Origin of the sequence: Parapedobacter defluvii, assembly GCF_014642075.1 — a bacterium.
Taxonomy (GTDB): Bacteria; Bacteroidota; Bacteroidia; order Sphingobacteriales; family Sphingobacteriaceae; genus Parapedobacter; species Parapedobacter defluvii.
Map to the genome: position 1 here is coordinate 146,834 of NZ_BMIK01000006.1, position 26,386 is coordinate 173,219.

Below are 26,386 nucleotides of genomic sequence, written 5' to 3' on the forward strand. Positions count from 1 at the left end.
AGTTGCTTTTATATGCAATTATAATTGTGTTCAATAAAAAGCAACGTTATTCGCTACGGCCTGCTTCCATCGGTACATGAATGCTACGCATTTAGCGGTCTACTCGGCTGCCGCTGAAAAGCGACTTACTACCAAAAGCCAATACCCTCAGAAATGCATCCGCTGAATGCGGATGGCATTGCCAATGGCGATCAAGGCCACCCCTACATCCGCAAAGACGGCTTCCCACATATTGGCCAGCCCACCTGCCCCGAGAATAAGGACTACAGCCTTCACAACAAAAGCCATTGTAATATTCTGCCATACAATACGGCGTGTAGCCCTGCCAATACGAATTGCCACGGGTATCTTGCTGGGCATATCATCCTGAATGACCACATCGGCCGTTTCAATGGTGGCATCGCTGCCTAGACCACCCATTGCGATGCCCACATCGCTTAGTGCCACAACGGGGGCGTCATTTACCCCATCGCCAACAAAAGCAATCCGGCAATTGGATGCTTTCATTTCCTTGATCTTCTCTGCCTTATCTTCTGGCAGCAAATCTCCATATGCCTGGGATATATTCAGGCTGTCAGCTACTTCGCGGACAACGGTTGTGCGGTCGCCGCTGAGCATCGTGGGGGTGACACCCAATGCCTTCAGTTCACGGATGGCCTTAGTCGCATCCGGTTTAATTTCATCGGCTATAGTCAGGTATCCAGCAAACTGGCCACTATAACCGACGGCAACCAGGGTTTGAGCGGTATTGCCGATTGAAACATCGTATTTAACCCCGAACCGGTCGAGCAGTTTGAAATTACCTACCAGAAGTTCCTTGCCGTCTAACATGGCCCGCAAACCGTAGCCCGCAATTTCCTCGATCTCCTCCAACCGAAGGGCCTCATCTACGGGGCCGGCATAATCATGGATGGCTGTGGCAACCGGGTGGGTGCTGTTGCGTTCCAATGCATTGGTCCACGCGAGTACTTCATCCCGATCAAACTCCTCCGAAATGAAAATATCCTGCACGGTAAATACCCCTTTCGTGAGGGTACCTGTCTTGTCCATTACGACTTGCTGAATAGTGGCCAATGTATCCAGAAAATTGCTTCCTTTGAACAGGATACCGTGACGGCTGGCGGCCCCAATACCACCGAAATATCCCAGCGGGATGGAGATGACAAGCGCACAGGGGCAGGATATAACCAAAAAGACCAGCGCTCGATACAGCCAATCCGTAAACATGTAATCAGCTACAAACAGGGCAGGCAACGCGGTGATCAGCAGGGCAAGCAATACCACAATGGGCGTATAAACTTTGGCGAACTTACGTATGAATAGTTCAGTTGGTGCTTTTTGTGACGTGGCATCTTGTACCAATGCGATGATCTTGCTGAGTTTACTGTCGTTATACGCAGCGGTGATACGTACCTGCGCTACGGTGTTCAGGTTAATCATGCCTGCCAATACCGTGTCGCCCATTATTTTTGTATCCGGCTTGCTTTCGCCGGTGAGTGCTGCGGTGTTAAAGGCCGCGCGGTCGGAAACTAATTCCCCATCCAAGGCCAACTTTTCACCGGGCTTAAGCTGTAAGGTTTGTCCGATGCGAGCCTGCTTGGCCTTTATGGTGCGGGGACTGCCCTGTTCTATCAGGGTCACCTCGTCCGGCCGCTGGTCCAACAGTGCCTTGATGTTTCCCTTGGCTCGGCGTACGGCCATACCTTGCAGATTTTCACCCACGGTATAGAAGAGCATGACCGCCACGCCTTCGGGATATTCCCCGATAAAAAAGGCTCCCAGTGTGGCGATGACCATCAAAGTGAATTCCGAAAAGATTTCTTTCTTCCGGAAGGCCTGCAACATCTCCAGAATAACCGGCCCGCCCACGGGAACATAGGCAGCGGCATACCCTATGAAACGTACCCAACCGCCGAAAAAAGGAGGATGCGGAAGCCATCCGTTATCAAAGGCCAGGCCCAATAGCAGGAGCGCAAAACTGATGATAGCCGGAAGGAAAAGCCTGAATAGGGAAGGACCGCTGCTTTGAACGTGATTATGACCGTCTCCATCAACATGTATGTGGTTAGAAATACTGTCTTCCGATGAGCAGCAGGTCGTATGGTTTTGAGGTTTCATTAGAAAATCATTATTCATTCAGTTGTCTGCTTTCATATGGCATCATGAATGCCTCGCAGTTTGCTTTTATATGGTTTAATGAACCCGAGTTTCCATCGGGACTTATTGCCTTCAGCACCTTTTTGAATGAGGCACTGACATGTCAGGTCATTATATCCATAGTATGACAAAGATAATCCCAAAAAGTATGCAATCGATTTGCAAATTTAGTTCGAGCAATCTTCACACAGCCCCTTTAATACCATATTCATTTCTTTCAGTATAAATTTATGGGGCAGGTTTATGGCCGGAATGGTATATTCTGTGAGGCAGAATGTCCGTTTACAGAGCTGACAATGAAAATGAACATGCAGGTCGCCCGGATTACACTCGCACCCTTCGCTGCATAGGGCATATTTTGCGGATCCGGTGCCATCATCTATGCTGTGGATGATCTTGTGCTGTTCAAAGGTTTTCAGTGTGCGGTATAGGGTGACTTTATCTACTTTGTCAAACTGTTCCTCCAGATCTGATAGGCTGATCGCAGTTTCCTGCCGTGCGAGCATGTCAAGCACCAACAACCGCATCGCAGTTGGCTTAACCGAGCGGGCATTCAAAATCGTTGTCAGTTGCTTCTCATTCATCGGTATCCCAGCAATACAAAGGTACATAAATTAATCGGATGCCGACCGTTTTGTGTATCCACCTTAAAGTAATCCCGCTAAATCAGCAAAAATAAGGTTGATACGATTGTTAACGTAATCATGAGTATTTTGAAATGTCGCTCCGGTAGGATGTGGACAATCCGGATGCCAACAAAGCCGCCCACGAGAATAAAAGGGAGAGCAGTTAGGCTGAGCGTAAAGCCTGCCCAGGACACATTATCCCAAACAAAAATCTGAAGGGGTATTTTTAGGTAATTTAAGATCATGATAAACCACGCACCCGTTGCTACAAATGCAAATTTGGGAAGCCGCATGGCCAACAGATAGACGGTGAGGATAGGGCCGGCAGCATTGCCAATCATGGTGGAAAAACCGAGGACAAACCCGATTACCGGTGCAAACCAACGTGATGCTGTAACCTTGTTCAGCGATTCGGGACGATTCATTCCGGCCATTGTCACCACACCCAGCAGAACGCATCCACCCATTAGTATCTTAAAGCCCGATTCAGGAACCATATGTCCCAGTATAAGGGCAACAACCAATCCCATCAGTGCCCAGGGCATGGGCTTGATTACGAGATCCCGATGGAATTTTTTCCGGTAATAGATGACAGCCAATAAGTCGGCCATACAAAGCATAGGTAGTACAATACCGGTCGAGTGTTTGGCGCCGAAAAGCAATGCGAAAACAGGTATGGTTGCCGTACCGATATTTTGGACGCCTGTTTTAGACATACCAATGAGCATCGCGCAGAAGAAGAAAAGAACCCACTCTCCGGGGCCATGCAGCAGGTTGGAAAAATCAGGCATGATGAATTGCCAGCATTTGCTTGATTTTTGCTACGTCAACCTGGTAATAATTCCGGACATAGTGTTGGCAGGGAGGTAGCTGTTCTTTTGTATGCGAGGTAAGCACACCGACCACCTTGGCTCCGGCATTGATGGCTGCAGATACGCCTGAAAAAGAATCTTCGAAAATTACACAGTTCGCGGGCCGGGTGTCCAGATTTGCAGCTGATTTCAGGTAAATTTCCGGGTCAGGCTTATGGGCAGTTACGTCTTCACTAGCTAAGACGGAATCCATCAACGGCCGTAAGGCGAGGCCATCAAGGATAAAATCCAGATTAGCGCGCGGCGCGGATGTGGCAACACCAATGTGGATCCCCTCGGATCTGAGTGCGGCGAGGAATTCCGGTAATCCAGCGATGGGCTCTAAATGGGAGCGGTAGATTTCACGAAACAAGGCCTCTTTCTCATCAGCCAGGCGTTTGACTTCTTCGTCGCTGAGCTCACGCTTGAAAAAATACCGCATGATGTAGTCGTTGTGTTTGCCATACATGTGGTCCTCGAATTCCTGATCGGTATAGGGAACGTTATAGTTGTCAAAAAACTGCCTGAATGCTTCGGAATGGTAAGGATTGGTGTGCGCGATGACACCATCCATGTCAAAAATGACCGCGTAGTTATCCATGGCCCCAAATGTAAGGCTTTTTGATACGAATCAATACGTAAATGTTAATCCACCTCCCCAACCCATGTCGCTGTCGTAATGGCTAGATAACGCCAGGTATTTGGTGAGGATATATTTCGCACCCACGGTGTATTCGCCGTCGCTGTTGTAGAGTCCCCGCAGCCGCAGCCGTGTAGTGATGGGAATATCATCCCGCTCAATCTGCAGACGAACGTATCCCTTGTGGTTCACACGCAGATCGGCCACGATGAACCAGGGGAGCGTGTATTGCAATCCGATGTTGAAAGCCGTGCGGTCATCTTTCGTATTAACCTGTCCAAACCAGTTGCGGTCGGCATGTCCACCTTCACGGTAGCGCCATTCTCCTCCAACAAAGACCATTAGGAACTGGTTACGGTCGAGATACCTACCGAAGCGGGTATCGACTTCGTAGCCACGGCGCTTGTTGGGGCCGAGGTGCCAATCCGTCTGCCAGGCCCAGCGTGTATTTTCCAGCACAACGTCGCCATCACTCGCGTTGGTCTCGATACCGATTTCAGCACCTAGGTAAAATCGCCGGTCGTCGGCGTATACCTTACGCAGGCCTTTTTCCGGATCGGGAATCTGTGGATTGGGCGGCGAATGTTCATACGTGAAGATCCGGCCCATGCCGCTCATCATGTGATAGAGGATGTGGCAGTGGAAAAACCAGTCGCCGTATTCTTCCGAGGCGTTGAATTCCAACGTATCGGTTTCCATGGGCATGATATCCAATACGTTTTTCAATGGCGCATGGTCGCCCTGCCCGTTGATTACCCGGAAAAAGTGACCATGCAGGTGCATCGGGTGGCGCATCATGGAATTGTTGGTGAGGATAATACGGATGTTTTCTCCCTTTTTGATCCGGATTTTATCGCTCTCGGACACCGTGCGGTTATTCAGGGTCCACACATAGCGGTTCATGTTGCCGGTCAGCTCAAAATGGAGTGTCCGGAAAGGCTTGTCTGGTAGTGTAGTGGGCTGGGGCGACCGCAGCATGGCGTAATTGAGCGTCTTCGGACTGTTTCCTTCGGGATACATGACCACATTCATGTCCATCTGTTGCAGGCTCATGTTCATGCCCATATCTTTCATATTGCCACCCACGGTCATCATGCCGTTCATCATCTTCATCCCTTCAAAATAATCCAGTTTGCCGAGCGGTTGCTTCAGCTGTTTGACGCCATCGCCTAGCCACAGGGATACCTGGCCCATGCGGTCTTCAGAAGTCGCCGCCAACTCGTAAGCAGCTCCGTCTGCCGGGATGGTCACTTCTATATCGTAGGTTTCTGATACGCCTACAATAAGCCGGTCTACGGTTACCGGTTCTACGTCGGCGCCATCCGAAGCCACCACGGTAAGGGGTCCACCCGAATAGGTAAGCCAGAAATATGTGGATGAACTGCCATTGATGATGCGTACCCGAACCTTATCGCCTTTGCGGTAGTGTTGACGTTGTTCTTCCGCATGGCCATTCACAAAGAAGCGTTCATAATAGACATCGCTCACGTCCATGGCATGCATCCGTTTCCACTCATTTACGAATTTGGTGCCCAAATGTCCGGACATCAATCCTTCGCCATAGCTTTGGGCAGCGCCTTTCCGGATGCCGTACCAGTCGGTCGCCCGGTGCAGCGACCGCTCGATCTGGTGGGGATTTTCGTCGCTCCAATCGCTCAGCAGCATGACCTCCTCATTTACCGGGCGCTCATTTCTTTTATGGATGATGAACGCGCCGTATAGGCCGATCTGCTCCTGCAGCATGGTATGTGAATGATACCAGTACGTGCCACTTTGCCGGATGGGAAACCGGTATACGTGGGTACTCATACCTTTGATCGGGGCCGTGGTCAGGTAAGGAACCCCGTCCTGTTCGTTGGGTAAAAGAATGCCATGCCAGTGGATGGATGTCTCGTGATGCATGTGGTTGTGCACGTGGATTTCCGCGGTGTCACCTTCGGTGAAATGAAGGGTAGGAGCGGGCAGCTGCCCATTGATGGCGATGGCCTTCCGGGTTTTCCCGGTGTAGTTAACCACCGTATCGGTGACGTCGAGATCGTAACGGACCGTCTGCTGTGCGGTAGCCACCGACATACTGGCCGTCAACAACAAGACCAATAATACCCTATGTATGTTATGGATGCCCCTCATTCGTGTGAATGTGTTTCAGCATCCTTTCCACCCAGTGTTTCAACGACATTGCCACAGGTTAGCATCTGGTCTCCGTAATAAGGATTCCGGATGGCTTTCTCGTTGCTCAGCCAGTTGGCACCTTTTCCTTTGTTATACATCGGGCAGTGCTGATAATAAACCAAAGACGAAGGCGAATTCGTTTTCGTGAAGCGATACAGGCTTTCAGACAGCGCGGCAAATCGGATCCGCTGGTCTTCGAGGGTTTTGGCCTTGGCTACCGCGGCTGCATGGGTGGCCGCCTCTTTGGCTTCCGGTGCCGATAGCCCTTCCAGCTGCTTGGACAGATCCGCTGCAACGGCAGACACATTTTTCGCATTGCCAGCTACAAGGGCGTCTTTCAATTTGAAGTAGGAGGGAAGCACACCGTCTACAGGTGAATGGTGACCGGTGGTCGGTGATGGGTGATCGGCATGGGGTATGCCGTGTTCAACGCGTGCCGGGTCATTGTTCGTTGTTAGCGCGGTAGCCTGTGGAGCACGTTCATATTGGCAACAGTTTTTTAATGCAGCATAAGCTTCGGCAGGAGCCAGGTAATGTTCGTTGTCGTAACCAGCATAGGCTACCCGTTTCAGTACCACATCGGCAGTTGTTGCTGCGGAATCGTAGGTAAGCTCCGCAAAATGGGTATCTGCATTCCAGGATAGGACACTTTCACCCTTCCTGGTGCCGGCAGCTTCGATGGTTTGCTTGCACATACCGCAATTGCCTGCGATACGGAAGGTTTCTGTCTTCGCATTCGGGAGCTGTGCGGGTGCCATATTCCCTATGTGGAGTAACATCGATAATAACAAAGTAATCTTCATGACAAGTTAGTTTTGATTGAACACGGATGACGCGGATTGAACGGATTTTTCCGCTGATTTAGGTGTTGTTTTTCTGCGTCGTCCGTGTTTTATTACATTTATTGTACTACAGATTCTGCTTTGAACCCGGCCTTGCTGACCGCCGCAACAACCGTATCCGCATCGGCAGCATTGGCATTTACCGTCAGGATTTTATCCGGATTGTTAATATCTACCTGCCAATTTCCTTCGCCAACAGACTGGTTGAGAGAAGGTGTTACGGCCGCCAGGCAGCCACCGCAGTTAATCGTTGTTTTGAATTTAAGTGTAGTTTCCATATTGTTTTTTAAATGTGTTTTTGTTTGCTGTGTTTTTGTTTTTTCCCTAACCATCATTATCAATTATCAATTATCAATTATCAATTATCAATTAACAATTAACAATTAACAATTAACAATTATCAATTATCAATTATCAATTATCAATTAACCGAAGCCGCAGACTATTGCTCACCACACTCACGCTGCTGAGTGCCATGGCGGCACCGGCAATCATCGGGTCCAACAGGAATCCGTTGATGGGATATAACAGTCCGGCTGCAATCGGAATACCGATGATATTATAGATAAACGCCCAAAAAAGATTTTGTTTGATGGCAGCCACCGTTTTCCTCGAAAGCTGGATGGCAGTGGGAATTCGCGTAAGGTCGCTTGAGATGATCGTCATCTTAGCAACATCCATGGCGATATCGCTGCCTTTGCCCATCGCAATACCCACATCGGCCTGGGCAAGGGCATTGCTGTCATTGATACCGTCGCCCACCATGCCCACGACATGCCCCTTTGCTTGCAACTCCTTCACGAAATCTGCTTTTTCGGCGGGTAGTACGTTCGCCCTGTAGTGATTGATTCCGGTTTGTTCGGCAACCGCCTGCGCCGTCTGCTCGTTGTCGCCGGTTAGCATATAGACGTCTACGCCGGCCGACTGCAATTTGCTGATTGCCTCTACCGACGTAGGTTTTATCTTATCGGCAATGGCAACGGCTGCCAGCAACGTAGATTCGTCCGCAAAATGGATGACGGTATGGGCAAGTTCCAATTGGTCATCGATCCACTGCCGTGCGTGCTCATTTACTGCAATGCCATGGTCTTTCAATAGCACGGCATTGCCAATCAGGTAATTCTTCGAGCCGTAGGTGCCCTGTATACCCTGTCCGGTGATGTTTTCTACCGTTATGCCTTGAAGGAAAGCGGCCTGGTCGGCAAGTGTCTTCACCACCGCATCGGCCAATGGATGCTCAGACGATTTCTCAATGCTATATAGGAGGTTGCGCAGTTCGCCGGTTTCGGGTACAAACCAATGCAGGGCTACGACATCTGGTTTGCCTTCCGTAATGGTACCCGTTTTATCAAGCACGATGGCATCCAGCTTCTTTGCAAGTTCCAGGCTCTCGGCGTCTTTGATCAGGATGCCCTGTTCGGCGCCTTTGCCCACGCCCACCATGATGGCGGTAGGGGTGGCTAGCCCGAGCGCACAGGGGCAGGCGATAACGAGCACTGTAACCAATGCCAACAAGCCGTGCGTAAATCCTTCCTGCCCGTCGAAAACGATCCACAGTCCGAAACTGAGAATGGCGATACCGATCACGATCGGCACAAAAATTCCGGCTATCCGGTCGACCAGCTTCTGTACCGGGGCCTTACTGCCCTGGGCGTCCTGCACCATTTTAATGATCTGACCCAATAAGGTGGCTCCGCCTACTTTTTCCGCTTTAAACTGGAAGCTCCCTTTCTGATTGATGGTGCCGGCAAAGACCGCAGCTCCCGGCTGCTTGGCTACGGGTACCGGTTCACCGCTGATCATACTTTCATCCACGTAGGAGTTGCCGGAGACTACAGTACCATCAACCGCGACTTTTTCGCCGGGCTTTACCAAGAGTATGTCACCCACAGTAACTTTAGCAATAGGGATTTCCTGTTGATGGCCGCCTCCATGCACCACGGTTACAGTCTTCGGCTGTAGACCCATCAATTTTTTGATGGCTGACGAAGTATTTCCTTTTGCCCGCTCCTCCAGCAATTTACCCAGTAAGATGAAGGCGATGACCACAGCGGCCGATTCAAAATATACGTGTGCATGCAATCCACGGCTATGCCAGAACCCGGGGAAGAGCACGTTGAACACGCTGAACAGGTATGCAACGCCGGTGCTCAGGGCTACTAAGGTATCCATGTTGGCTGAGCGGTGTTTAGCCTGCTTGTATGCGCCGACGTAAAATTGCCGACCGAATACGAATACGACGGGTGTAGCCAGCAACCACATACTATAGTTGGCCCATCCCTGGTTCATCAGTGCCGGGGTCATTCCGATGATGACCAACGGTATGGATAGCAGGATGGCACCGATCGTACGTTTTTGCAACGACTTGAAGTGAGACTGTTGCAATGCCTCCAGCGACTCAGCGGCTTCTGCCGAGTCGTCAACCATCAGGTCATATCCGATGGATTGAACGGCTGCCCTCAATTGCTGGGCATCCGTGATGCCTGGTACGTATTCCACCTGCGCAGTGGCATTGGCATAGTTGACCGTTGCAGAAAGCACGCCGGGCTGAGCCGTGAGGATGGTTTCCGTGCTGTTGGCGCAGGAAGCGCAGGAAAGATTTAGCACCGGAAAAGATTGTTTTACGGTGGAAACGCCATAACCCAGATCACGGATTTTTTCTACGGCCCGGGGTATGGCATCAATCGCATTGCCGGATGTAATTACAGCACGGCGATTGTTCAGTTCGACGTGATGGTTGCTGATTTCCGGTATCTCTGCCAATCCCTTATCTACAATCATTGCACAGTGCTCGCTGTCGACGTTTTCAAGTGGCAAGTATATCGTATTGTTTGTGTGTCCCATAACTTTTTCTGATTGAACACTACAAATGTCGGTGTTAACTTACCGGAAGTTTTATGGAATGATGGGAAATGTTTATGGTTTAATGGATAAATTTATCGGATGTACCGTGTGCCGGAAAGTGCAAAAAAATACTATTTTTGAGCCGTAACCATATGTTCAGAATCAAGTTAATACCTTTTGAATTAAATAATATCGTATGCATAACAAAAACGGATTGATCAGTGCGGTGGTGTTACCACTCCTGTTCCTTTTGCTTTCAATCCAGGCGTCAACCGCCCAACAAGCCGGCAATGTTCCGCTTACTGACACCCTGCCGATGGATGGGACGGTGGTGAGAGGGCGGCTTGAAAATGGACTTGCTTATTACATCCGTCATAACGAGGAACCCAAAGACCGTGTGGTGATGTACCTTGCTACGAAGGTGGGGTCTATACTCGAAACGGAAGACGAGCTGGGACTAGCACATTTCCTCGAACACATGCAGTTCAATGGAACGAAAAACTTCCCTAAGAATGAGCTGGTGAACTACTTGCAGAAGGCGGGTGTACGTTTCGGATCAGACCTGAATGCTTACACAAGTTTTGATGAAACGGTGTACCAATTGCCGATACCATCGGATGATCCCGAGCTGCTCAAAAACGGACTGCAGGTGCTACGCGATTGGGCGCAGGATGCCTTACTCGATGAAGAGGAGATTGACAAGGAGCGTGGTGTGGTGCTTAATGAGATGCTGGGGGGGCGCGGTGCGGAACAGCGTATGCGCGATCAGTATCTGCCAATGATTCTCAACCAATCGCGCTATGCAAAACGGTTGCCGATAGGCACAAAGGAAAATATTGAAGGCTTTGCTTACGAAACACTCCGTGACTTTCATCGCAAGTGGTACCGGCCCGATCTGCAGGCGATCATAATTGTGGGTGATATCGATGTATCCGAAATGGAAACACAGATCAAGACACTGTTTTCTGACCTGAAAAATCCCGAGCAGGAACCGACTCGTGATGAATACGAGATTCCGTTGACCGGCAAGAATCAATTTTTGGCGGTGACGGATCCGGAAATGCCACAAACGGTGGTGCAGGTGGTTGTCAAGCATCCCGAAGCAAAAGTAAGAACCGTAGCCGATTACCGTATGCAGCTATCGAAGTCGTTGTTCAACCAGATGGCGGGGGCACGTTTCGCAGAGCTTACGCGCCAGTCGGATCCTCCCTTTATCCAGGGAGGAGGAAGTATCGGTGGTTTTTTGAGGGGATTGGACGCATTTACGATGTATGTGGTTGCCAAACCCGGCGAAATCAAACGTGGGTTTGAGTCGGTCGTGACCGAATTCGAGCGCATCCGCAGATACGGTTTCACGGAGACTGAACTGGATCGCGCCAAAAGCAATTTTTTGACCGGTCTGGAATCGGCTTATGCCGAGCGGGATAAGCGCAAGTCACAAAGCTACGTGGATAGTTACCTCAACCATTTTTTGGAAGGAGAACGTGCATTGAGCAACGAAAATCGCTATCAGCTTGGAAAACAGCTCATCGGCACGATTTCGATAGAAGACGTCAATGCATTGGGCAAGCAGTACTACGTAGACCATAACCGTGATATCCTCATATTAGCACCCGATAAAGATAAAGACAGCCTGCCTGATGAAACTGCGGTAACCGGCTGGATGACGGAAATCAAGGACGCTGACCTAGCGCCTTATGATGACAACATGCAGGATGTACCCCTTCTGGAAACGCCCCCGCAGGCCGGAACGGTAAGCAAACGGGTTGAGAAACCCGAATTGGGAGTAACCGAACTGACATTGAGCAACGGGGTAAAGGTCGTGATGAAACCGACGGATTTCAAAAACGATGAAATTGATATCACAGCTTTCAGTCCCGGAGGCACTTCCCTGTATAGCGACACCGATTTCCTTTCGGCTGCCTATGCCGCTTCGGTGGTGGGCGGAAGCGGTCTCGGCCCGTATAACGCTACTCAGCTTACCAAGTATCTAAGTGGCAAGAATGTTTCCGTGCAACCTTACATTGGCGAGCTTACCGAAGGATTCCGTGCTTCCAGCGGCAAGAAGGATCTACCAACGGCCTTTGAGCTTATTTATGCATATTTTGCGGTACCAAGGCTGGACATGGATGTTTTCCACGGGTATATGCAACGGATAAAGGCTTCGCTTGCCAATCGGCTGGATGATCCGGATGCTGTTTTTGCGGATACCATCAACGCTGTTTTATATCACAATAACATCCGTCGTACCAGCATGACGGTTGAACAGGTGGATCTCATCGATCCCCAACGAGCCTATGAGATTTATAAGGAACGGTTTGCGGATGCAACTGATTTCACAGTAACAATTGTAGGTAGCTTTACCGAGGATGAGATTATGCCGTTGATATTGGAATACCTGGGAGGCTTGCCCAATGTGGGAAGAAAGGAAGCAGCACGCGATCTAGGTATTTATCCGCCTGAAAAAGGATTGGAACGTACCGTATACCGGGGTAAAGAACAAAAATCCAGCGTACGCTTGTATTATTTCGGCGAATATGATTATTCGGAAGACGAAAACATGCAGTTAGATGCACTGGAAAGTATCCTGAATATCAAATTGATTGAACGGCTTCGGGAAGCTGAAAGCGGAGTTTACGGTGTGGCCGCACGTGCCTCTTACACCAAATATCCCCGCCACCGTTATTCGTTCAGCGTGGCGTATGGCACCAGCCCCGACAAAGTGGAACCGTTGATGAAATCCGCTTTGGATGAAATTAATAAAATTAAGCAAAACGGTCCGGAACAGGTCGATATTGATAAGTTTGTAAGTGAACAAAAACGTGTATTGGAAGTGCAGCTCAGGGAAAACAGCTTTTGGTTAGGGCACCTTTCGGGTTCGTATCAAAACAATGAAGATCCCGCCTATATCCTGAGATACCTGGATGAGTTGAGCAATGTGACCGTAGAAAGCGTAAAAGCGGTGGCGAATAAATACCTCGTTGAAGAACGACTGTTCAAATTCATGTTAATGCCGGAGGCGCAATAAGTACCACGTCCAAACCACTGTCAATAAAAAAGCGCCCTGAACAGGGCGCTTTTTTTGACAAATGATAAAATTAATAATCAACCTAAATAGGATTTCAAGATCCGGCTGCGTGAAGTATGACGGAGCCGTTGCAAGGCTTTATCCTTGATTTGACGAACGCGTTCACGAGTCAGGTTGAATTTTTCGCCGATTTCTTCCAACGACAACTGATGGTTGGAACCCAGGCCAAAAAACAATACAATGATTTCCCGTTCACGCTCGGTAAGCGTAGCCAATGAACGTTTGATTTCCTCAGAAAGCGATTCATCGATCAACGTACTGTCTGTATCCGGATCACTGTTTTCCAGCACATCCAGCAACGTATTCTCCTCACCCTGTACAAACGGTGCATCCATTGACACATGACGGCCTGAGTTGCTCAGCGTATCGGAAACTTTGTCTACCGTTGTTTCTAAAATGTCAGCCAATTCTTCCGGTGAGGGTTCCCGCTCATATTCCTGTTCCAATTTGGAAAAGGCTTTGCTGATTTTACTTAGTGAACCTACCTGATTAAGTGGAAGACGTACAATACGTGATTGCTCTGCAATGGCCTGAAGGATGGATTGACGAATCCACCAAACTGCATAAGAGATAAATTTAAATCCTTTGGTCTCGTCAAACCGTTTGGCGGCCTTGATTAAACCTAAGTTTCCCTCATTGATTAAATCACCCAAGGTAAGCCCCTGGTTTTGGTATTGTTTCGCTACAGAAACCACAAAACGCAAATTCGTTTTGGTCAACCGCTCTAACGCAGCCTGATCGCCTTCCCGAATTTTCTGGGCAAGGATGACCTCTTCTTCGGCTGTAATTAAGTCTACTTTACCAATCTCATGCAAGTACTTGTCTAACGACTGCGACTCCCGATTGGTAATGGATTGTGTAATTTTGAGCTGTCTCATTTAATATATTAGTACCTTCCTTTCTAAAAAGTTTGCAAAAATACGACTTTTCTCCATCATATTAACTGATTTTTTTGGAAAAAGTTGTCTGATTTAGAGGAAATTATCGGATTTTTTTTTAATGTATTCTTTAACAAAAAGTGTTCCAAATAATTTGTGTCAGAATGGCAGTGTGAAATTGGGCTTATTTATTAATATGTTTATTTTTAGGTATTTATGTTTTTATTTGCGAAATAGGCGGGATCATTCATCGTTTCATTGTGAGAAAATTGTGACAGAATCTGAGCGATATCCTCTCAAAAATGCCTGAATGTCCATTCTTTTTTTTCCGGCGAGCTGAAGTTCCTGTATGCTTATATAACCATCCGGACACGCGAACTTCAGGAACGACGTCCCATCAGTGAAGTATGTGCCTACAGGGTGGTTAACAGCGGTCTTTTCTTTGGTAGCCTTAAAAATCTTCAACACCTGTCCATCCAGTTCGGTATAGGCGGTAGGATAAGGGCTCAGCCCCCGGATCAGGTTATATACATCATCAACCGGTCGGTTCCAATCGATTTTGCCATCTTCTTTGAATATTTTTGGAGCATGTTTTAGCACATCCCCCGGAGCCAGACGTCCCTGCGGAGTGGGGTTGGTTTTCCCCGCTGCTAAGGCTTTTACGGTCCTAACGAGCAATCCGGCACCGACCGCCATCAACTTGTCATGTAGATCACCTGCCGTATCGTCGGGGCCGATAGCCACTTTTTCAGTGAACAAAATGTTACCGGTATCAATTTCATGTTGCAGGAGGAACGTAGTGACGCCGCTCTCGGTTTCGCCGTTGATAACTGCGTGATTGATGGGGGCTGCACCGCGGTATTGGGGCAGAAGGGAGGCATGAAGGTTGACCGTTCCCAAAGGAGGCATGTTCCAAACGACCTCCGGCAGCATCCGGAAAGCAACAACCACCTGCAGGTCGGCTCCTAACGATTTTAAATTACTTAGAAATTGAGGATCACGTAACTTTATGGGTTGGAGAACCGGGATCCCGCGCGAAATAGCGTACGTTTTTACTGCCGACTGCTGAAGTTTCTGCCCCCGGCCGGCCGGTTTGTCCGGTGCGGTAACCACCGCTACCACATCTTCTCCGGCTTCCAGCAGCGCATCCAGTGAAGCAACGGCAAACTCAGGAGTTCCCATGAAAATAATGCGCATCTTGAATTTCTGATTTCGTATTTCTAATCTCGTGTCTTACCTTTGCAAAGGTACAAAATATATCGAAAGGCTTGAATTTCCCTTATTTTTTGGCAAAACGGGCAGCCATCAGCGGCAAGCGGACTTTCTCGGGACTCATTGTCCGGGTTGCCATTGGGGCCATTACATTGGGGGTTGCCGCCATGTTGTTATCCATCGCGGTGCTTAAAGGGTTCAAAGGTGAAATAACAGCTAAACAGCGTGGCTTTTTCGGTGATATCGTACTCAGCAAATATGACCTCAATATGTCATACGAGCCTACGCCGTTTGCACTTACGACTGCCGAGGTGCAGGAACTGAAAGACATTTCCGGTGTTTCATCCATTCATTATTTTGCAACAAAGCCCGGCATCATCAATGTGAACAACGAGGTGGAGGGTGTATTGCTTAAAGGGATCGATGACACATACGATGCCCGTTTTCTGAACGGGTTGTTGGTAGCCGGGCAGCCCATCGATTTTTCGGACAGTACCCATGCATCCGGGCAGATTCTGATTTCACAATATACCGCCAATCGGCTGAAGTTAACCGTGGGCGACGATTTTATCATGTATTTTGTTCAGGAGCCTGTAAGACGTCGCAAATTCCAGATTGCCGGCATTTATCATACAGGGGTGGAAGAACTGGATAAAACCTACGTGGTCGGCTCTCTCTCCCTGATCCGTAGGCTCAATGACTGGAGCGAAGACGAGGTAGGGGGGTACGAGGTATCCATCGCGGATTTCAACAGACTCAACGACGTGACCGACGAAATCCGGGATATACTGCCGATCGAAGTGGATGCGGTGAATGTACGTGACCAACTACCTGAAATTTTTCAGTGGTTGGACTTATTGGACGTTAATACTGTCATTATTTTAATCCTCATGATGGTGGTGGCCACCGTAAATATGATATCCGCCCTGCTGATCATCATTTTGGAGCGTACGTCCATGATCGGCCTGTTAAAAGCGTTGGGGTATACAGATGGGGGAATCCGAAAGGTTTTTCTGTATCAGGCGGCCTATTTAATTGGGTTGGGTTTACTTTTAGGCAATCTATTGGGCGGAGGGTTGTATTGGTTCCAGGATCACACCCGGTATTTTAAACTGGACGAAGCGTCGTATTATGTTTCCTATGTTCCGGTCAGCATCACCTTGCTGGAGGTGGTTTTCCTCAACGCAGGCGTTGTCGTGGTTACCCTGGCCGTATTGTTGATTCCATCGTATCTAATCAGTAAAATCAGCCCGATTAAAGCCATCCAGTTTCAATAAAATAGGTAATTGTGGTCTGATTTTATTATATTTCCTCCCTAAAGTCGTCTCTTGGCAGCGGGGGAGAATTCCACTAGTTGCTTTTTATTTAACGCGATTATAATTGCATAAAAAGGCAACTTTGCCTAAGTTTGAGGGCGTCTTTATTGCATTGCTGCGATGAAGAAACTTGTTATTTATGATCAAAAACTTTCTCGACCATATCAGCCACGCATTTGACATCCCTTTGAGCAACCCTGTGCTCGTTTTCGCACTCATTCTTTTCATCATTCTTTTATCACCCATATTATTACGCAGGATAAAAATTCCGGGAATTATCGGGTTGATCCTTTCGGGGGTGGTTATCGGACCACATGGACTGAACCTGCTGGAGAGAAGTTCAGCAGTCGACTTATTTTCCACCATCGGGCTTTTGTATATCATGTTTATTGCCGGATTGGAATTGGACATGAATGAATTCCGGAAAACCCGGCATAGAAGTGTTCTTTTCGGATTTTTCACGTTTGCAATTCCCATCCTCATCGGTTATCCGGTTTGTTACTACGTGCTGGGATACGATGTGTTGTCCAGTATCATGATTTCCAGTATGTTTGCCACACATACGCTGGTTGCGTATCCGGTGGTAAACAGTTACGGAATCTCAAAAAATGAGGCGGTAGCCATTACCATCGGTGGCACCATTCTTACCGATACGGCGGTACTGATTATACTTGCGGTTATTATCGGTGCTTCTCAGGGCCAGCTCGGAAAAGAGTTCTGGCTAACCCTTGGATTTTCATTTGCAGTTTTCCTGCTGATTATGTTCGGGGTTATCCCCCGGATTGCCAAATGGTTCTTCCAGAAGATAGAAGGAGAAAAGACAGCACATTATATTTTTGTGCTCTTTGTAGTTTTTTTTGCTGCCTTTCTGGCCGAAATTGCTGGTCTCGAACACATCATCGGCGCATTCGTTGCTGGCCTGGCACTCAATAAACTGATTCCCCATTCGTCCGCACTGATGAATCGGATCGAGTTTATCGGCAACGCGATCTTCATCCCCTTTTTCTTGATCAGCGTGGGCATGATCGTAGATATCAGCGTATTGCTGAATGGACCCGCCGCCCTAATCATTGCGGCGACACTTACGTTGGTAGCCATCTTTAGCAAGTGGATTGCTGCCTGGTTCACACAACTTTCTTTTCGGTATTCTTCCGCCCAGCGGCAAGTGATTTTTGGACTAAGCAGCGCGCACGCGGCGGCAACGCTGGCTGTTATCATGGTTGGGCACAGATACGGGATCATTGATGAAAATGTACTTAACGGCACCATCGTGCTGATCTTGGTAACCTGTATTGTTGCTTCCTTGGCAACGGAGGCGGCATCCAAGAAGGTCGTATTGGCAGGTGAGCAGGATGAAGTGCCCAGCGAGAAAAATATAGCGCGGGAAGAACAGTTGATGCTGCCCATTGCAAATCTTAACAACATGGAATCCCTGTTGGATTTTGCAACACTGATTAAAAGCAAACATTCCCCCCATCCGATTACGGTATTAACGGTTGTCCCCAACAATGAAATGGCGGAGCAGAACCTGCAAAGAGCTCGTAAAAATCTGGATTCGACCGCCAAATACGCATCAGGTAGTGAAACCGAAGTAAGCATGATTGCCACAATTGATCATAACATCGCGAATGGCATCAGCCGGGCGGCCCGGGAAGAAGACGCAGATGGCATCCTGCTTGGCTGGCCGAGCAAACCAGGTATCATCGAAAAGATGGTAGGGGAAAAAACTGAAAGTATCCTCAATCAGACCGACGCTAACCTGTTTATGTGTCATGTGGATAAGTCGTTGGTGATGCAAAAACGTATTGTTGTATTCTGCCCGCCGTTATCTGAATCTGAACTTGGATTCGATTTTTGCATGGGAAAGATACTGAGATTAAGTCAGGAACTGTCTATTCCTATTTTATATGTTTGTGATACCCGGACGGAGCGGGCCATTACGGAATACATTGAGCGAAACAAAAATAGTTCGCGTGTGTTATTTTCGAGCTATCAGGATTGGGATGATCTCTCGGGGCTGCGCACATTTGTAAAAGAAAATGATTTTGTTGTGTTTATCTCTGCGCGTCAGGGCGAAGTATCCTATCGTCACTCGTTTGACGGTATTCCCAAAAAGTTGGGTAAAATTTATGCACAGCATAACCGGATATTGATTTTCCCGAGCAGGAGGGGTGGATACTCATTAGACGAATACGAAGATATATCCGCCGCACCGATTTTGCAACGGATTGGCAGAGGTATCGGTAGCATCTTTACCAAGGATAAACATTGATGTTTCATGGCCCCTACAAGAATTACAAAAAAATCCGATGGAACATTTGACGTTCCTGATCACGTGGACATCCCGTTTATCATCGGCGATGGCATTGGTCCCGATATCTGGCGAGCTGCAGTCCGTGTATTTGATGCCGCTGTAGAAACCGTATACGGTGGGGCGCGCAAGGTCAATTGGAAAGAAGTACTGGCTGGTGGAAAAGCGTTCGATCAAACGGGTGAATGGCTCCCGCAAGTCACCATAGATACCATCCGGGATCACCTGGTCGGAATCAAAGGACCGCTTACCACACCCATAGGGGGCGGTATACGTTCCCTAAATGTAGCCATACGCAAGGCGCTCGATCTGTATGTCTGCCAACGGCCAACCCGTTGGTTTGAAGGCGTGCCATCGCCTGTGAAACATCCGGAACTGGTGGATATGGTGATCTTCAGGGAAAACACGGAAGACATCTATACCGGCATCGAATTCCCCGCAGGCACAGCTGAGGCTGCTCGCGTGAAAGATTTCCTCCATTACGAAATGGCTGTGGATTTTAACTTTACCGAAGATACAGCCATCGGCATAAAAACCGTTTCCGAGACAGGCTCAAAGCGGTTAATCCGCGCCGCCCTGAATCACGCAGTCCAACACAGATTACCTTCTGTAGCGCTTGTGCATAAAGGAAATATCATGAAGTATACCGAAGGCGCATTTAAGGGATGGGGATATGAAGTTGCGGAGACCGAATTTGCCGAATATACCTATACTTGGGCGCAGTGGGAGCGGACCAAAGAGGCGCTGGGTGAACAACAGGCAAACACGGAATTGAAAACGGCGGAAACCACAGGGAAAATCATTGTCAAAGATGTGATTGCCGATAATTTTTTGCAGCAAATTCTATTAAATCCCAAAGATTATTCCGTTATTGCTACATTGAACCTCAATGGCGACTACATTTCAGACGCATTGGCGGCCATCGTGGGCGGCATAGGAATAGCACCGGGCGCAAACATCAATTACCATACAGGTTATGCCGTTTTTGAGGCCACGCATGGTACAGCCCCGAGGTTTGCAGATACAGACAGCATGAATCCGTCATCCGTCATTCTGAGCGGCGTTATGCTATTTGAATACATCGGCTGGAGTGAAGCAGCTACGGCGATTGTGGAAGCACTGCAGGAAACCATTCTGCAGAAAACTGTCACCGTGGATTTCTTTAATCAAATGACCGATGGAAAATTATTAAAAACGAGCGAATTCGCAACGGCGATTGTCGATAAAATAAAAGCCGGCTTTGACCGTTCGATATACTAAAACAGACAGACTACATTTTTAATCTTTGATACATGGCCAATATTCTGTTGGTAGAGGACGATACAACGTTTGCCACAATACTTGAAAACTTTTTAAAGAAAAAGGGCTTTGAAGTGGTCGTAAAATACAGCGTAAAAAGCGGTATTGAGGCACTTAAGCACCATACATTTCACCTGATTCTGCTGGACTACCGGTTAGGTGACGGCATCGGGCTGGATATTGTGGAGGCGTTACGGGCGGAAGACAAAACGATTCCCTCTATTATTATGACCAGTTTCAACGATGTCCGCACAGCCGTGAAAGCCATCCGCCAGGGAGTTTTTGATTACATCACCAAACCGGTTAATCCAGATGAGCTACTGATGGTCGTAAACGAAGCGCTGCAAGGCAAATCGGCCGAGCGGGAACGCCCTGCGCTGCGCAATCAGCCCAGCGGTGCAGCAAATGCGGAAGAAGGAGACTTCGTGGAGGGAACCAGCGCGGCAGCCCGTAAACTGCATGACTACATTGCCCTGGTAGCTCCCACCGATATGTCGGTCTTGATCCGTGGGGAAAGCGGTACAGGTAAAGAGTATGTCGCAAGATCGATTCACCGCATGAGCAAACGGGCGGATAAGCCTTTCGTGTCGATCGATTGCGGTACGCTTTCGAAAGAACTAGCTTCCAGTGAATTATTCGGCCACGTCAAGGGCTCTTTCACCGGTGCCCTTAACGACAAAACAGGTCAATTTGTAGAGGCTTCCGGTGGTACGCTGTTTTTGGATGAAATAGGCAACCTTTCCTACGATGTGCAGGTCAAATTGTTGAGGGCTTTGCAGGAAAAAGTGATCCAACCTGTGGGCGCGAATAAAACCATCAACGTAGATGTACGGGTTATCGCGGCAACTAACGAAGACCTGCTGGGGTCAGGAAAATTCAGGGAAGATCTTTACCACCGCATCAACGAGTTTGAAATTATTGTGCCCGCACTCAGGGACCGACGGAGCGATTTCCAGCAGTTTGTTGATTTTTTTATCAGTAAGGCGAATGCAGAACTTGGCAGGCAGGTCAGTGAGCTGTCTGATGAAGTGATGGAGATTTTCGGTGCGTATGATTGGCCGGGAAACCTGAGAGAACTGAAAAACGTAATCAAACGGATGGTACTCCTTTCAACCGGTAGCCGGGCCGAAGTTTCGGCGCTTCCCGAAGAAATGGTCTTTGTCCTCAAGAATCCGGACAGTGCAACGCCCAAACCCTCTTCCGATAATCCCGATCTGCGCCTGCATAGCGAGGCTCATGAGCGTAAACTGATTATGGATGTGTTGCAAAAAGCAAAGTATAACAAAAGTAAAGCAGCCCAAATGCTTAACATAGACCGGAAGACCCTCTACAACAAGATGGAAAAATACGGCATTGAGTAGTCTTTTCTATTGAATTATTCGCAACAAACAATAAAAATTATTGAATGAATTTCAATAAATAATTATTATTTTTGCGGGCAATTAAACAGCATACACCTTTCAGCTGAAATAAACACGAGTTATCGTGAGATTAACAAAAAAGCGTATATGAAACACAATTTTGGAGCGGGACCGTGCATATTACCCCAGGAAGTTTTCCAGGAGGCTTCCCAAGCAGTACTTAATTTCAATGACACCGGATTGTCTATTCTGGAAATTTCACACCGGAGTAAGGAATTTGAAGCCGTAATGGCCGAAACAGAAAGACTTGTGCGCGAATTGCTTTCCGTGCCCCAAGGATATTCCATTCTCTTCCTGCAAGGGGGCGCAAGTACCCAGTTTGCCATGGTGCCTATGAACCTGCTTCCCGAAGGGGGCAAAGCAGCGTACCTGGACACCGGAACATGGTCAAGCAAAGCCATCAAGGAAGCTAAGAAAATCGGAGGTGTAGACGTTGTGGCGTCGTCTGCCGATGCAAACTATACATACATTCCCAAAAGCTATGACATCCCGGCTGATGCGGCATACTTCCATTACACGTCAAACAACACGATTTTTGGTACCGAAGTGTTTGAAACACCGCAAAGCAACATTCCATTGGTATCTGACATGTCATCGGATATCCTGAGCCGCAAAATCAACGTGTCCGATTTCGGACTGATCTACGCCGGTGCACAGAAAAACATGGGGCCGGCAGGTGCAACCGTCGTGATTGTAAAGGATGAGTTGTTGGGGAAAACCGGACGGACATTGCCCACGATATTTGATTACCAACCCCATATTGCAGCCGGTTCGATGTATAATACCCCTCCGGTATTTTCCATTTATGTGTCTATGCTAAACCTGCGGTGGTTAAAAGCAAAGGGTGGAGTGGAAGTGATTGAACAGGAAAATATTATCAAGGCACGTACACTTTATGACGAGATTGACCGCAATCCGCTTTTCAAGGGTACAGCCGCAAAAGAGGATCGCTCCCGGATGAACGTAACCTTCGTAACGGAAGATAAGGCCCATGAGGCTGCATTCCTTGACCTGGCAAAGGAAAGGGGATTGGTGGGGTTGAAAGGACACCGGAGCGTAGGCGGATTCAGGGCATCCATTTATAATGCGTTGAGTATTTCCGGGGTCAACGCCTTGGTTGACGCCATGCAGGAGTTTGAAGAAAAAAATTCGTAAATATAAGATAGGAGACACCAGATGTGAGATTGTCTTAGGTCACAAATCTCACATCTCACATCTCACATCTCACATCTAAAAAAAATGAAGATTTTAGCAAATGACGGAATAGATCCTTTGGGTAGACAATTGCTTGAAGATGCAGGGTTTTCCGTAGATACCAACCACATACCACAGGAAGAATTAGCAGAACGATTGCAAGCATACGATGCCATCACCGTGCGCAGTGCAACCAAAGTACGGCAGGCACTGATTGACGCATGCCCAAATCTGAAACTCATTGGCAGGGGAGGCGTAGGCATGGATAATATCGATGTGGAGTATGCCCGTTCAAAAGGAGTAGCGGTGGTCAATACACCAGCTGCATCTTCGTTATCCGTAGCCGAACTGGTATTTGCGCACCTGTTAGGTGGTGTCCGGTTTTTATACGACTCACAACGCAAAATGCCCGTAGAAGGCGATACGAATTTTGGAGGACTCAAAAAGGCATATGCCAAAGGAGTCGAACTGCGCGGCAAAACGCTCGGTGTAATCGGTTTTGGGCGGATCGGTCGGGAAACGGCTAAGGTGGGGCTGGGCCTCGGTATGGATGTCATTGTAAGTGATCTGTTCGAAGCCCCCAAGAGCCTGCCTTTAACCCTGTCAGGTGGTATCACCGTAGATGTTCCCATTCAACAGGTAGAAATTGCGGATTTATTGGAACGTGCTGATTTCATTTCACTGCACGTGCCCTTTACGGATAAACCCATCATCGGTTCCGCTGAGTTTGCATTACTCAAACCGGGAGTGGGAATCGTCAATGCATCGCGCGGCGGTGTGATCGATGAACTTGCCCTGATAGAGGCGCTTGACAGCGGAAAAGTAGCATTTGCCGGTCTCGACGTATTCGATAACGAACCTACTCCCAGGAAGGAACTGCTCACGCATCCGAAGGTGTCCCTAACTCCCCACATCGGTGCGGCAACTAATGAAGCGCAGGAACGCATCGGAGAGGAGCTGGCTAACCTGATTATTGAGCACTTAAAGAAATAACATAGCGGGAAACGGTGAGATGAAGATACTGAAATTTGGGGGAACATCTGTAGGAAGTGCTGAACGGATCAAGGGATTGCTGGATATTATCCGTCCGCAGGAACGCCAGATCGTCGTGCTTTCGGCCGTAGCGGGTACAACCAATGCGCTGGTTGAGATATCCCAAGCGTTTGCAGCGGGCGACAAAGATCGGGCAGCGTCCCTGATCCACACGCTGCACGACCGTTATCGGACGCTTATTGTCGATCTTTTCACTACGGAGGAGGGGCTTCAGAATGGAACCGAATTGATTGATTACCATTTTAATCTCATCGCCTCATTCTCAAGTGATCTTTTTACGCCCATCGAAGAAAAAATCATTCTTGCGCAGGGCGAACTGATTTCTACCACGCTTTTCCATTTTCACTTAACCGAATTGGGGATCCGGTCGAAGTTATTGCCGGCACTTGATTTCATGAAAATCGATGAAGACAATGAGCCGAAAATTGATTTCATTCGCGAGAACCTAAGTGAATTATTACTTCAATCGAGCGATCATAATCTCTTTATTACACAAGGGTATATATGCCGAAATGCCTTTGGTGAAATTGACAATCTGCGGCGTGGGGGCAGTGATTATACGGCTTCCTTGATCGGGGCAGCTATCGGTGCCGATGAAATTCAGATATGGACGGATATAGACGGGATGCATAACAATGACCCACGTATCGTGAACGGCACAAAACCCATCGCCAACCTAAGTTTCAATGAAGCGGCTGAATTGGCGTATTTCGGTGCCAAGATTCTGCATCCCCAAAGTGTTTTTCCGGCACAGCGCTACAATGTTCCCGTGCGGTTGTTAAATACAATGGAGCCCGATGCCCCGGGTACGCTGATTAACAAGGAAGGCACGGCAAAGGGAATTGTGCGTTCAATCGCTGCGAAGGACGGTATTACTGCAATCCGGATCCATTCCTCACGGATGTTGCTCGCCTATGGATTCCTGCGGCGGGTATTCGAAGTGTTTGAACGGTATAAAACTCCCATCGACATGATTACTACATCGGAAGTAGCCATATCACTGACCATTGATGATGTCAAATACTTGTCCGATATCGAACGTGAGCTAACTGACTTTGGATCTGTTGAAATCGATCGCGATCAAACCATCGTATGTGTAGTGGGCGATTTTGGAGTGAATACACACGGCTATGCCGCGCGTGTGCTGGATGCGGTAAAACACATCCCCATACGGATGATTTCTTACGGCGGTAGCAACTACAATATATCCATGCTGTTGCAGACGGAGCATAAGGCAGAGGCGCTACGGTCCTTACACAACAGGCTTTTTTAACGAAATAAGCGAGTGACCGACTATGTTTGATGCAAACCTCATCGAGTCTTTTTTCATTCAGGAGACGCCGTTTTACTACTACGATCTGACGTTGCTTCAGAAAACATTGAGCACGGCAAAACAAGTGGCTGATGTACATGGCTTTCAGGTACATTACGCTTTGAAAGCCAATTTCAACGACCGGATACTTAACCTGATCCGGGAGGCAGGTTTCGGAGCCGACTGTGTAAGCGGAAACGAAGTCAGGAAGGCGATTGAAATCGGCTTTAATGCCGGTGATGTTGTCTTTGCGGGTGTAGGTAAATCGGACAAAGAGATCAGTGATGCATTGGATTACGATATTTTCGCATTTAATGTAGAATCGATTGAAGAATTGAAGGTCATTAACGCATTAGCCGCCGACCGGGGGAAGAAAGCACGCGTTGCTCTTCGCATTAATCCGAATGTCGACGCACAGACCCACCAATACATAACTACCGGATTGGATGAAAATAAATTCGGCATCGCGTACTGGCAACTCGGAGACGCCGTGGAGGTGCTCGGTCAATCCGAACATCTTGAATTAATCGGTATTCACTTCCACATCGGTTCGCAGATAATTGATCTGAATGTTTTTAAAAGTCTTTGCGTAAAAGTCAACGAATTAAACAATTGGTTTGATGAACGGGGGTTCCGCCTACGTGTGCTGAACGTAGGAGGGGGGCTCGGCGTAGATTACCATCAGCCCGACGTCCATCCAATTCCGGACTTTCGGTCTTATTTTTCCATATTTAATGATTTCCTGGAGCGTAAACCGGGTCAGGAGGTCCATTTTGAATTGGGAAGGGCATTGGTGTCGCAATGTGGCAGTCTGATCAGCCGGGTGCTGTATGTAAAAAATGGCCTTAAAAAGAATTTCCTTATTCTTGATGCCGGAATGACAGAACTGATGCGGCCGGCACTATACCAGGCGTATCATCAGATCGAAAAACTCACGGCAGCAACGGAAAGCGATGAGGAGCAGCTTCGTTACGACGTGGTAGGCCCCATTTGCGAAAGCACCGACTGTTTCGGTAAGGAAGTACCGCTTCCTAAATGTGAGCGTGGCGATCTGATAGCGATCCGGACGGCGGGTGCCTATGGGGAGGTCATGGCTTCCCGTTATAACCTGAGGGATGAAATACGCTATGTATACAGCCCTGTGCTTACCGACGTTTCAAATTAGCGGCA

At 48.3% G+C, this 26,386-nt stretch carries 19 protein-coding genes; 9 read left to right on the top strand and 10 right to left on the bottom strand.

The window, feature by feature from the left end:
* Positions 1–147: 147 nt before the first annotated feature.
* The 8 genes from IEX60_RS11165 to IEX60_RS11200 form a co-directional block, all read right to left on the bottom strand.
* On the bottom strand, positions 148–2,118 hold the full coding sequence (locus tag IEX60_RS11165) for a heavy metal translocating P-type ATPase (RefSeq protein ID WP_229717528.1): 1,971 nt from the start codon (positions 2,116–2,118) through the stop codon (positions 148–150).
* Between the two features lie 206 nt (positions 2,119–2,324).
* On the bottom strand, positions 2,325–2,741 hold the full coding sequence (locus IEX60_RS11170; RefSeq protein ID WP_188750572.1) for a Fur family transcriptional regulator: 417 nt from the start codon (positions 2,739–2,741) through the stop codon (positions 2,325–2,327).
* A 77-nt stretch (positions 2,742–2,818) separates the two neighbouring features.
* Entirely contained in the window at positions 2,819–3,574 is a 756-nt protein-coding gene (locus IEX60_RS11175; protein WP_188750574.1) for a sulfite exporter TauE/SafE family protein, read from the bottom strand.
* Positions 3,567–4,235 (bottom strand): HAD family hydrolase, encoded by a 669-nt coding sequence (locus IEX60_RS11180; RefSeq protein ID WP_188750576.1) that lies wholly within the window; start codon positions 4,233–4,235, stop codon positions 3,567–3,569. Before IEX60_RS11180 ends, IEX60_RS11175 begins: the two co-directional genes overlap by 8 nt.
* A 30-nt stretch (positions 4,236–4,265) precedes the next feature.
* On the bottom strand, positions 4,266–6,404 hold the full coding sequence (locus IEX60_RS11185; protein WP_188750578.1) for a multicopper oxidase domain-containing protein: 2,139 nt from the start codon (positions 6,402–6,404) through the stop codon (positions 4,266–4,268).
* Entirely contained in the window at positions 6,401–7,249 is an 849-nt protein-coding gene (locus IEX60_RS11190) for a DUF3347 domain-containing protein (protein ID WP_188750580.1), read from the bottom strand. Before IEX60_RS11190 ends, IEX60_RS11185 begins: the two co-directional genes overlap by 4 nt.
* 98 nt (positions 7,250–7,347) lie before the next feature.
* Positions 7,348–7,566: a heavy metal transport/detoxification protein gene (locus IEX60_RS11195; RefSeq protein ID WP_188750582.1), complete on the bottom strand. Its 219-nt coding sequence runs from the start codon at positions 7,564–7,566 to the stop codon at positions 7,348–7,350.
* A 136-nt stretch (positions 7,567–7,702) separates the two neighbouring features.
* A complete protein-coding gene (locus IEX60_RS11200) occupies positions 7,703–10,132 on the bottom strand; it encodes a heavy metal translocating P-type ATPase (RefSeq protein ID WP_188750584.1) in 2,430 nt (809 codons plus the stop codon).
* A gap of 196 nt (positions 10,133–10,328) precedes the next feature.
* On the opposite strand from IEX60_RS11200, the gene IEX60_RS11205 reads away from it, so the two are divergent.
* Positions 10,329–13,160 (top strand): M16 family metallopeptidase, encoded by a 2,832-nt coding sequence (locus tag IEX60_RS11205; RefSeq protein ID WP_188750586.1) that lies wholly within the window; start codon positions 10,329–10,331, stop codon positions 13,158–13,160.
* Between the two features lie 77 nt (positions 13,161–13,237).
* Here IEX60_RS11205 and IEX60_RS11210 read toward each other — a convergent pair whose 3' ends face one another.
* Both IEX60_RS11210 and fmt read right to left on the bottom strand, forming a co-directional pair.
* Entirely contained in the window at positions 13,238–14,098 is an 861-nt protein-coding gene (locus tag IEX60_RS11210) for a sigma-70 family RNA polymerase sigma factor (RefSeq protein WP_090972378.1), read from the bottom strand.
* A gap of 255 nt (positions 14,099–14,353) precedes the next feature.
* The gene (gene fmt, locus IEX60_RS11215) at positions 14,354–15,295 is read right to left on the bottom strand and encodes a methionyl-tRNA formyltransferase (protein ID WP_188750588.1); all 942 of its coding nucleotides are present in this window, start codon (positions 15,293–15,295) and stop codon (positions 14,354–14,356) included.
* 89 nt (positions 15,296–15,384) lie between these two features.
* Here fmt and IEX60_RS11220 point away from each other — a divergent pair, with 89 nt between their 5' ends.
* The 8 genes from IEX60_RS11220 (at position 15,385) to lysA (ending at position 26,381) form a co-directional block, all read left to right on the top strand.
* Entirely contained in the window at positions 15,385–16,587 is a 1,203-nt protein-coding gene (locus IEX60_RS11220; protein ID WP_262892316.1) for an ABC transporter permease, read from the top strand.
* Between the two features lie 178 nt (positions 16,588–16,765).
* A complete protein-coding gene (locus IEX60_RS11225; RefSeq protein ID WP_188750592.1) occupies positions 16,766–18,898 on the top strand; it encodes a cation:proton antiporter in 2,133 nt (710 codons plus the stop codon).
* 6 nt (positions 18,899–18,904) lie between these two features.
* Positions 18,905–20,197, top strand: a complete 1,293-nt coding sequence (icd, locus tag IEX60_RS11230; RefSeq protein WP_188750594.1) for an NADP-dependent isocitrate dehydrogenase — start codon at positions 18,905–18,907, stop codon at positions 20,195–20,197.
* Between the two features lie 32 nt (positions 20,198–20,229).
* The gene (locus IEX60_RS11235; protein ID WP_188750597.1) at positions 20,230–21,597 is read left to right on the top strand and encodes a sigma-54-dependent transcriptional regulator; all 1,368 of its coding nucleotides are present in this window, start codon (positions 20,230–20,232) and stop codon (positions 21,595–21,597) included.
* A 147-nt stretch (positions 21,598–21,744) separates the two neighbouring features.
* On the top strand, positions 21,745–22,812 hold the full coding sequence (serC, locus tag IEX60_RS11240; RefSeq protein WP_188750599.1) for a 3-phosphoserine/phosphohydroxythreonine transaminase: 1,068 nt from the start codon (positions 21,745–21,747) through the stop codon (positions 22,810–22,812).
* Between the two features lie 84 nt (positions 22,813–22,896).
* A complete protein-coding gene (locus tag IEX60_RS11245; protein ID WP_188750601.1) occupies positions 22,897–23,844 on the top strand; it encodes a D-2-hydroxyacid dehydrogenase in 948 nt (315 codons plus the stop codon).
* A 19-nt stretch (positions 23,845–23,863) separates the two neighbouring features.
* Positions 23,864–25,177 carry an aspartate kinase gene (locus tag IEX60_RS11250; protein ID WP_188750603.1) on the top strand — a complete coding sequence of 438 codons (1,314 nt, stop codon included), beginning with the start codon at positions 23,864–23,866 and terminating at the stop codon, positions 25,175–25,177.
* Between the two features lie 22 nt (positions 25,178–25,199).
* Positions 25,200–26,381: a diaminopimelate decarboxylase gene (lysA, locus tag IEX60_RS11255; RefSeq protein WP_188750604.1), complete on the top strand. Its 1,182-nt coding sequence runs from the start codon at positions 25,200–25,202 to the stop codon at positions 26,379–26,381.
* Positions 26,382–26,386 lie beyond the last annotated feature (5 nt).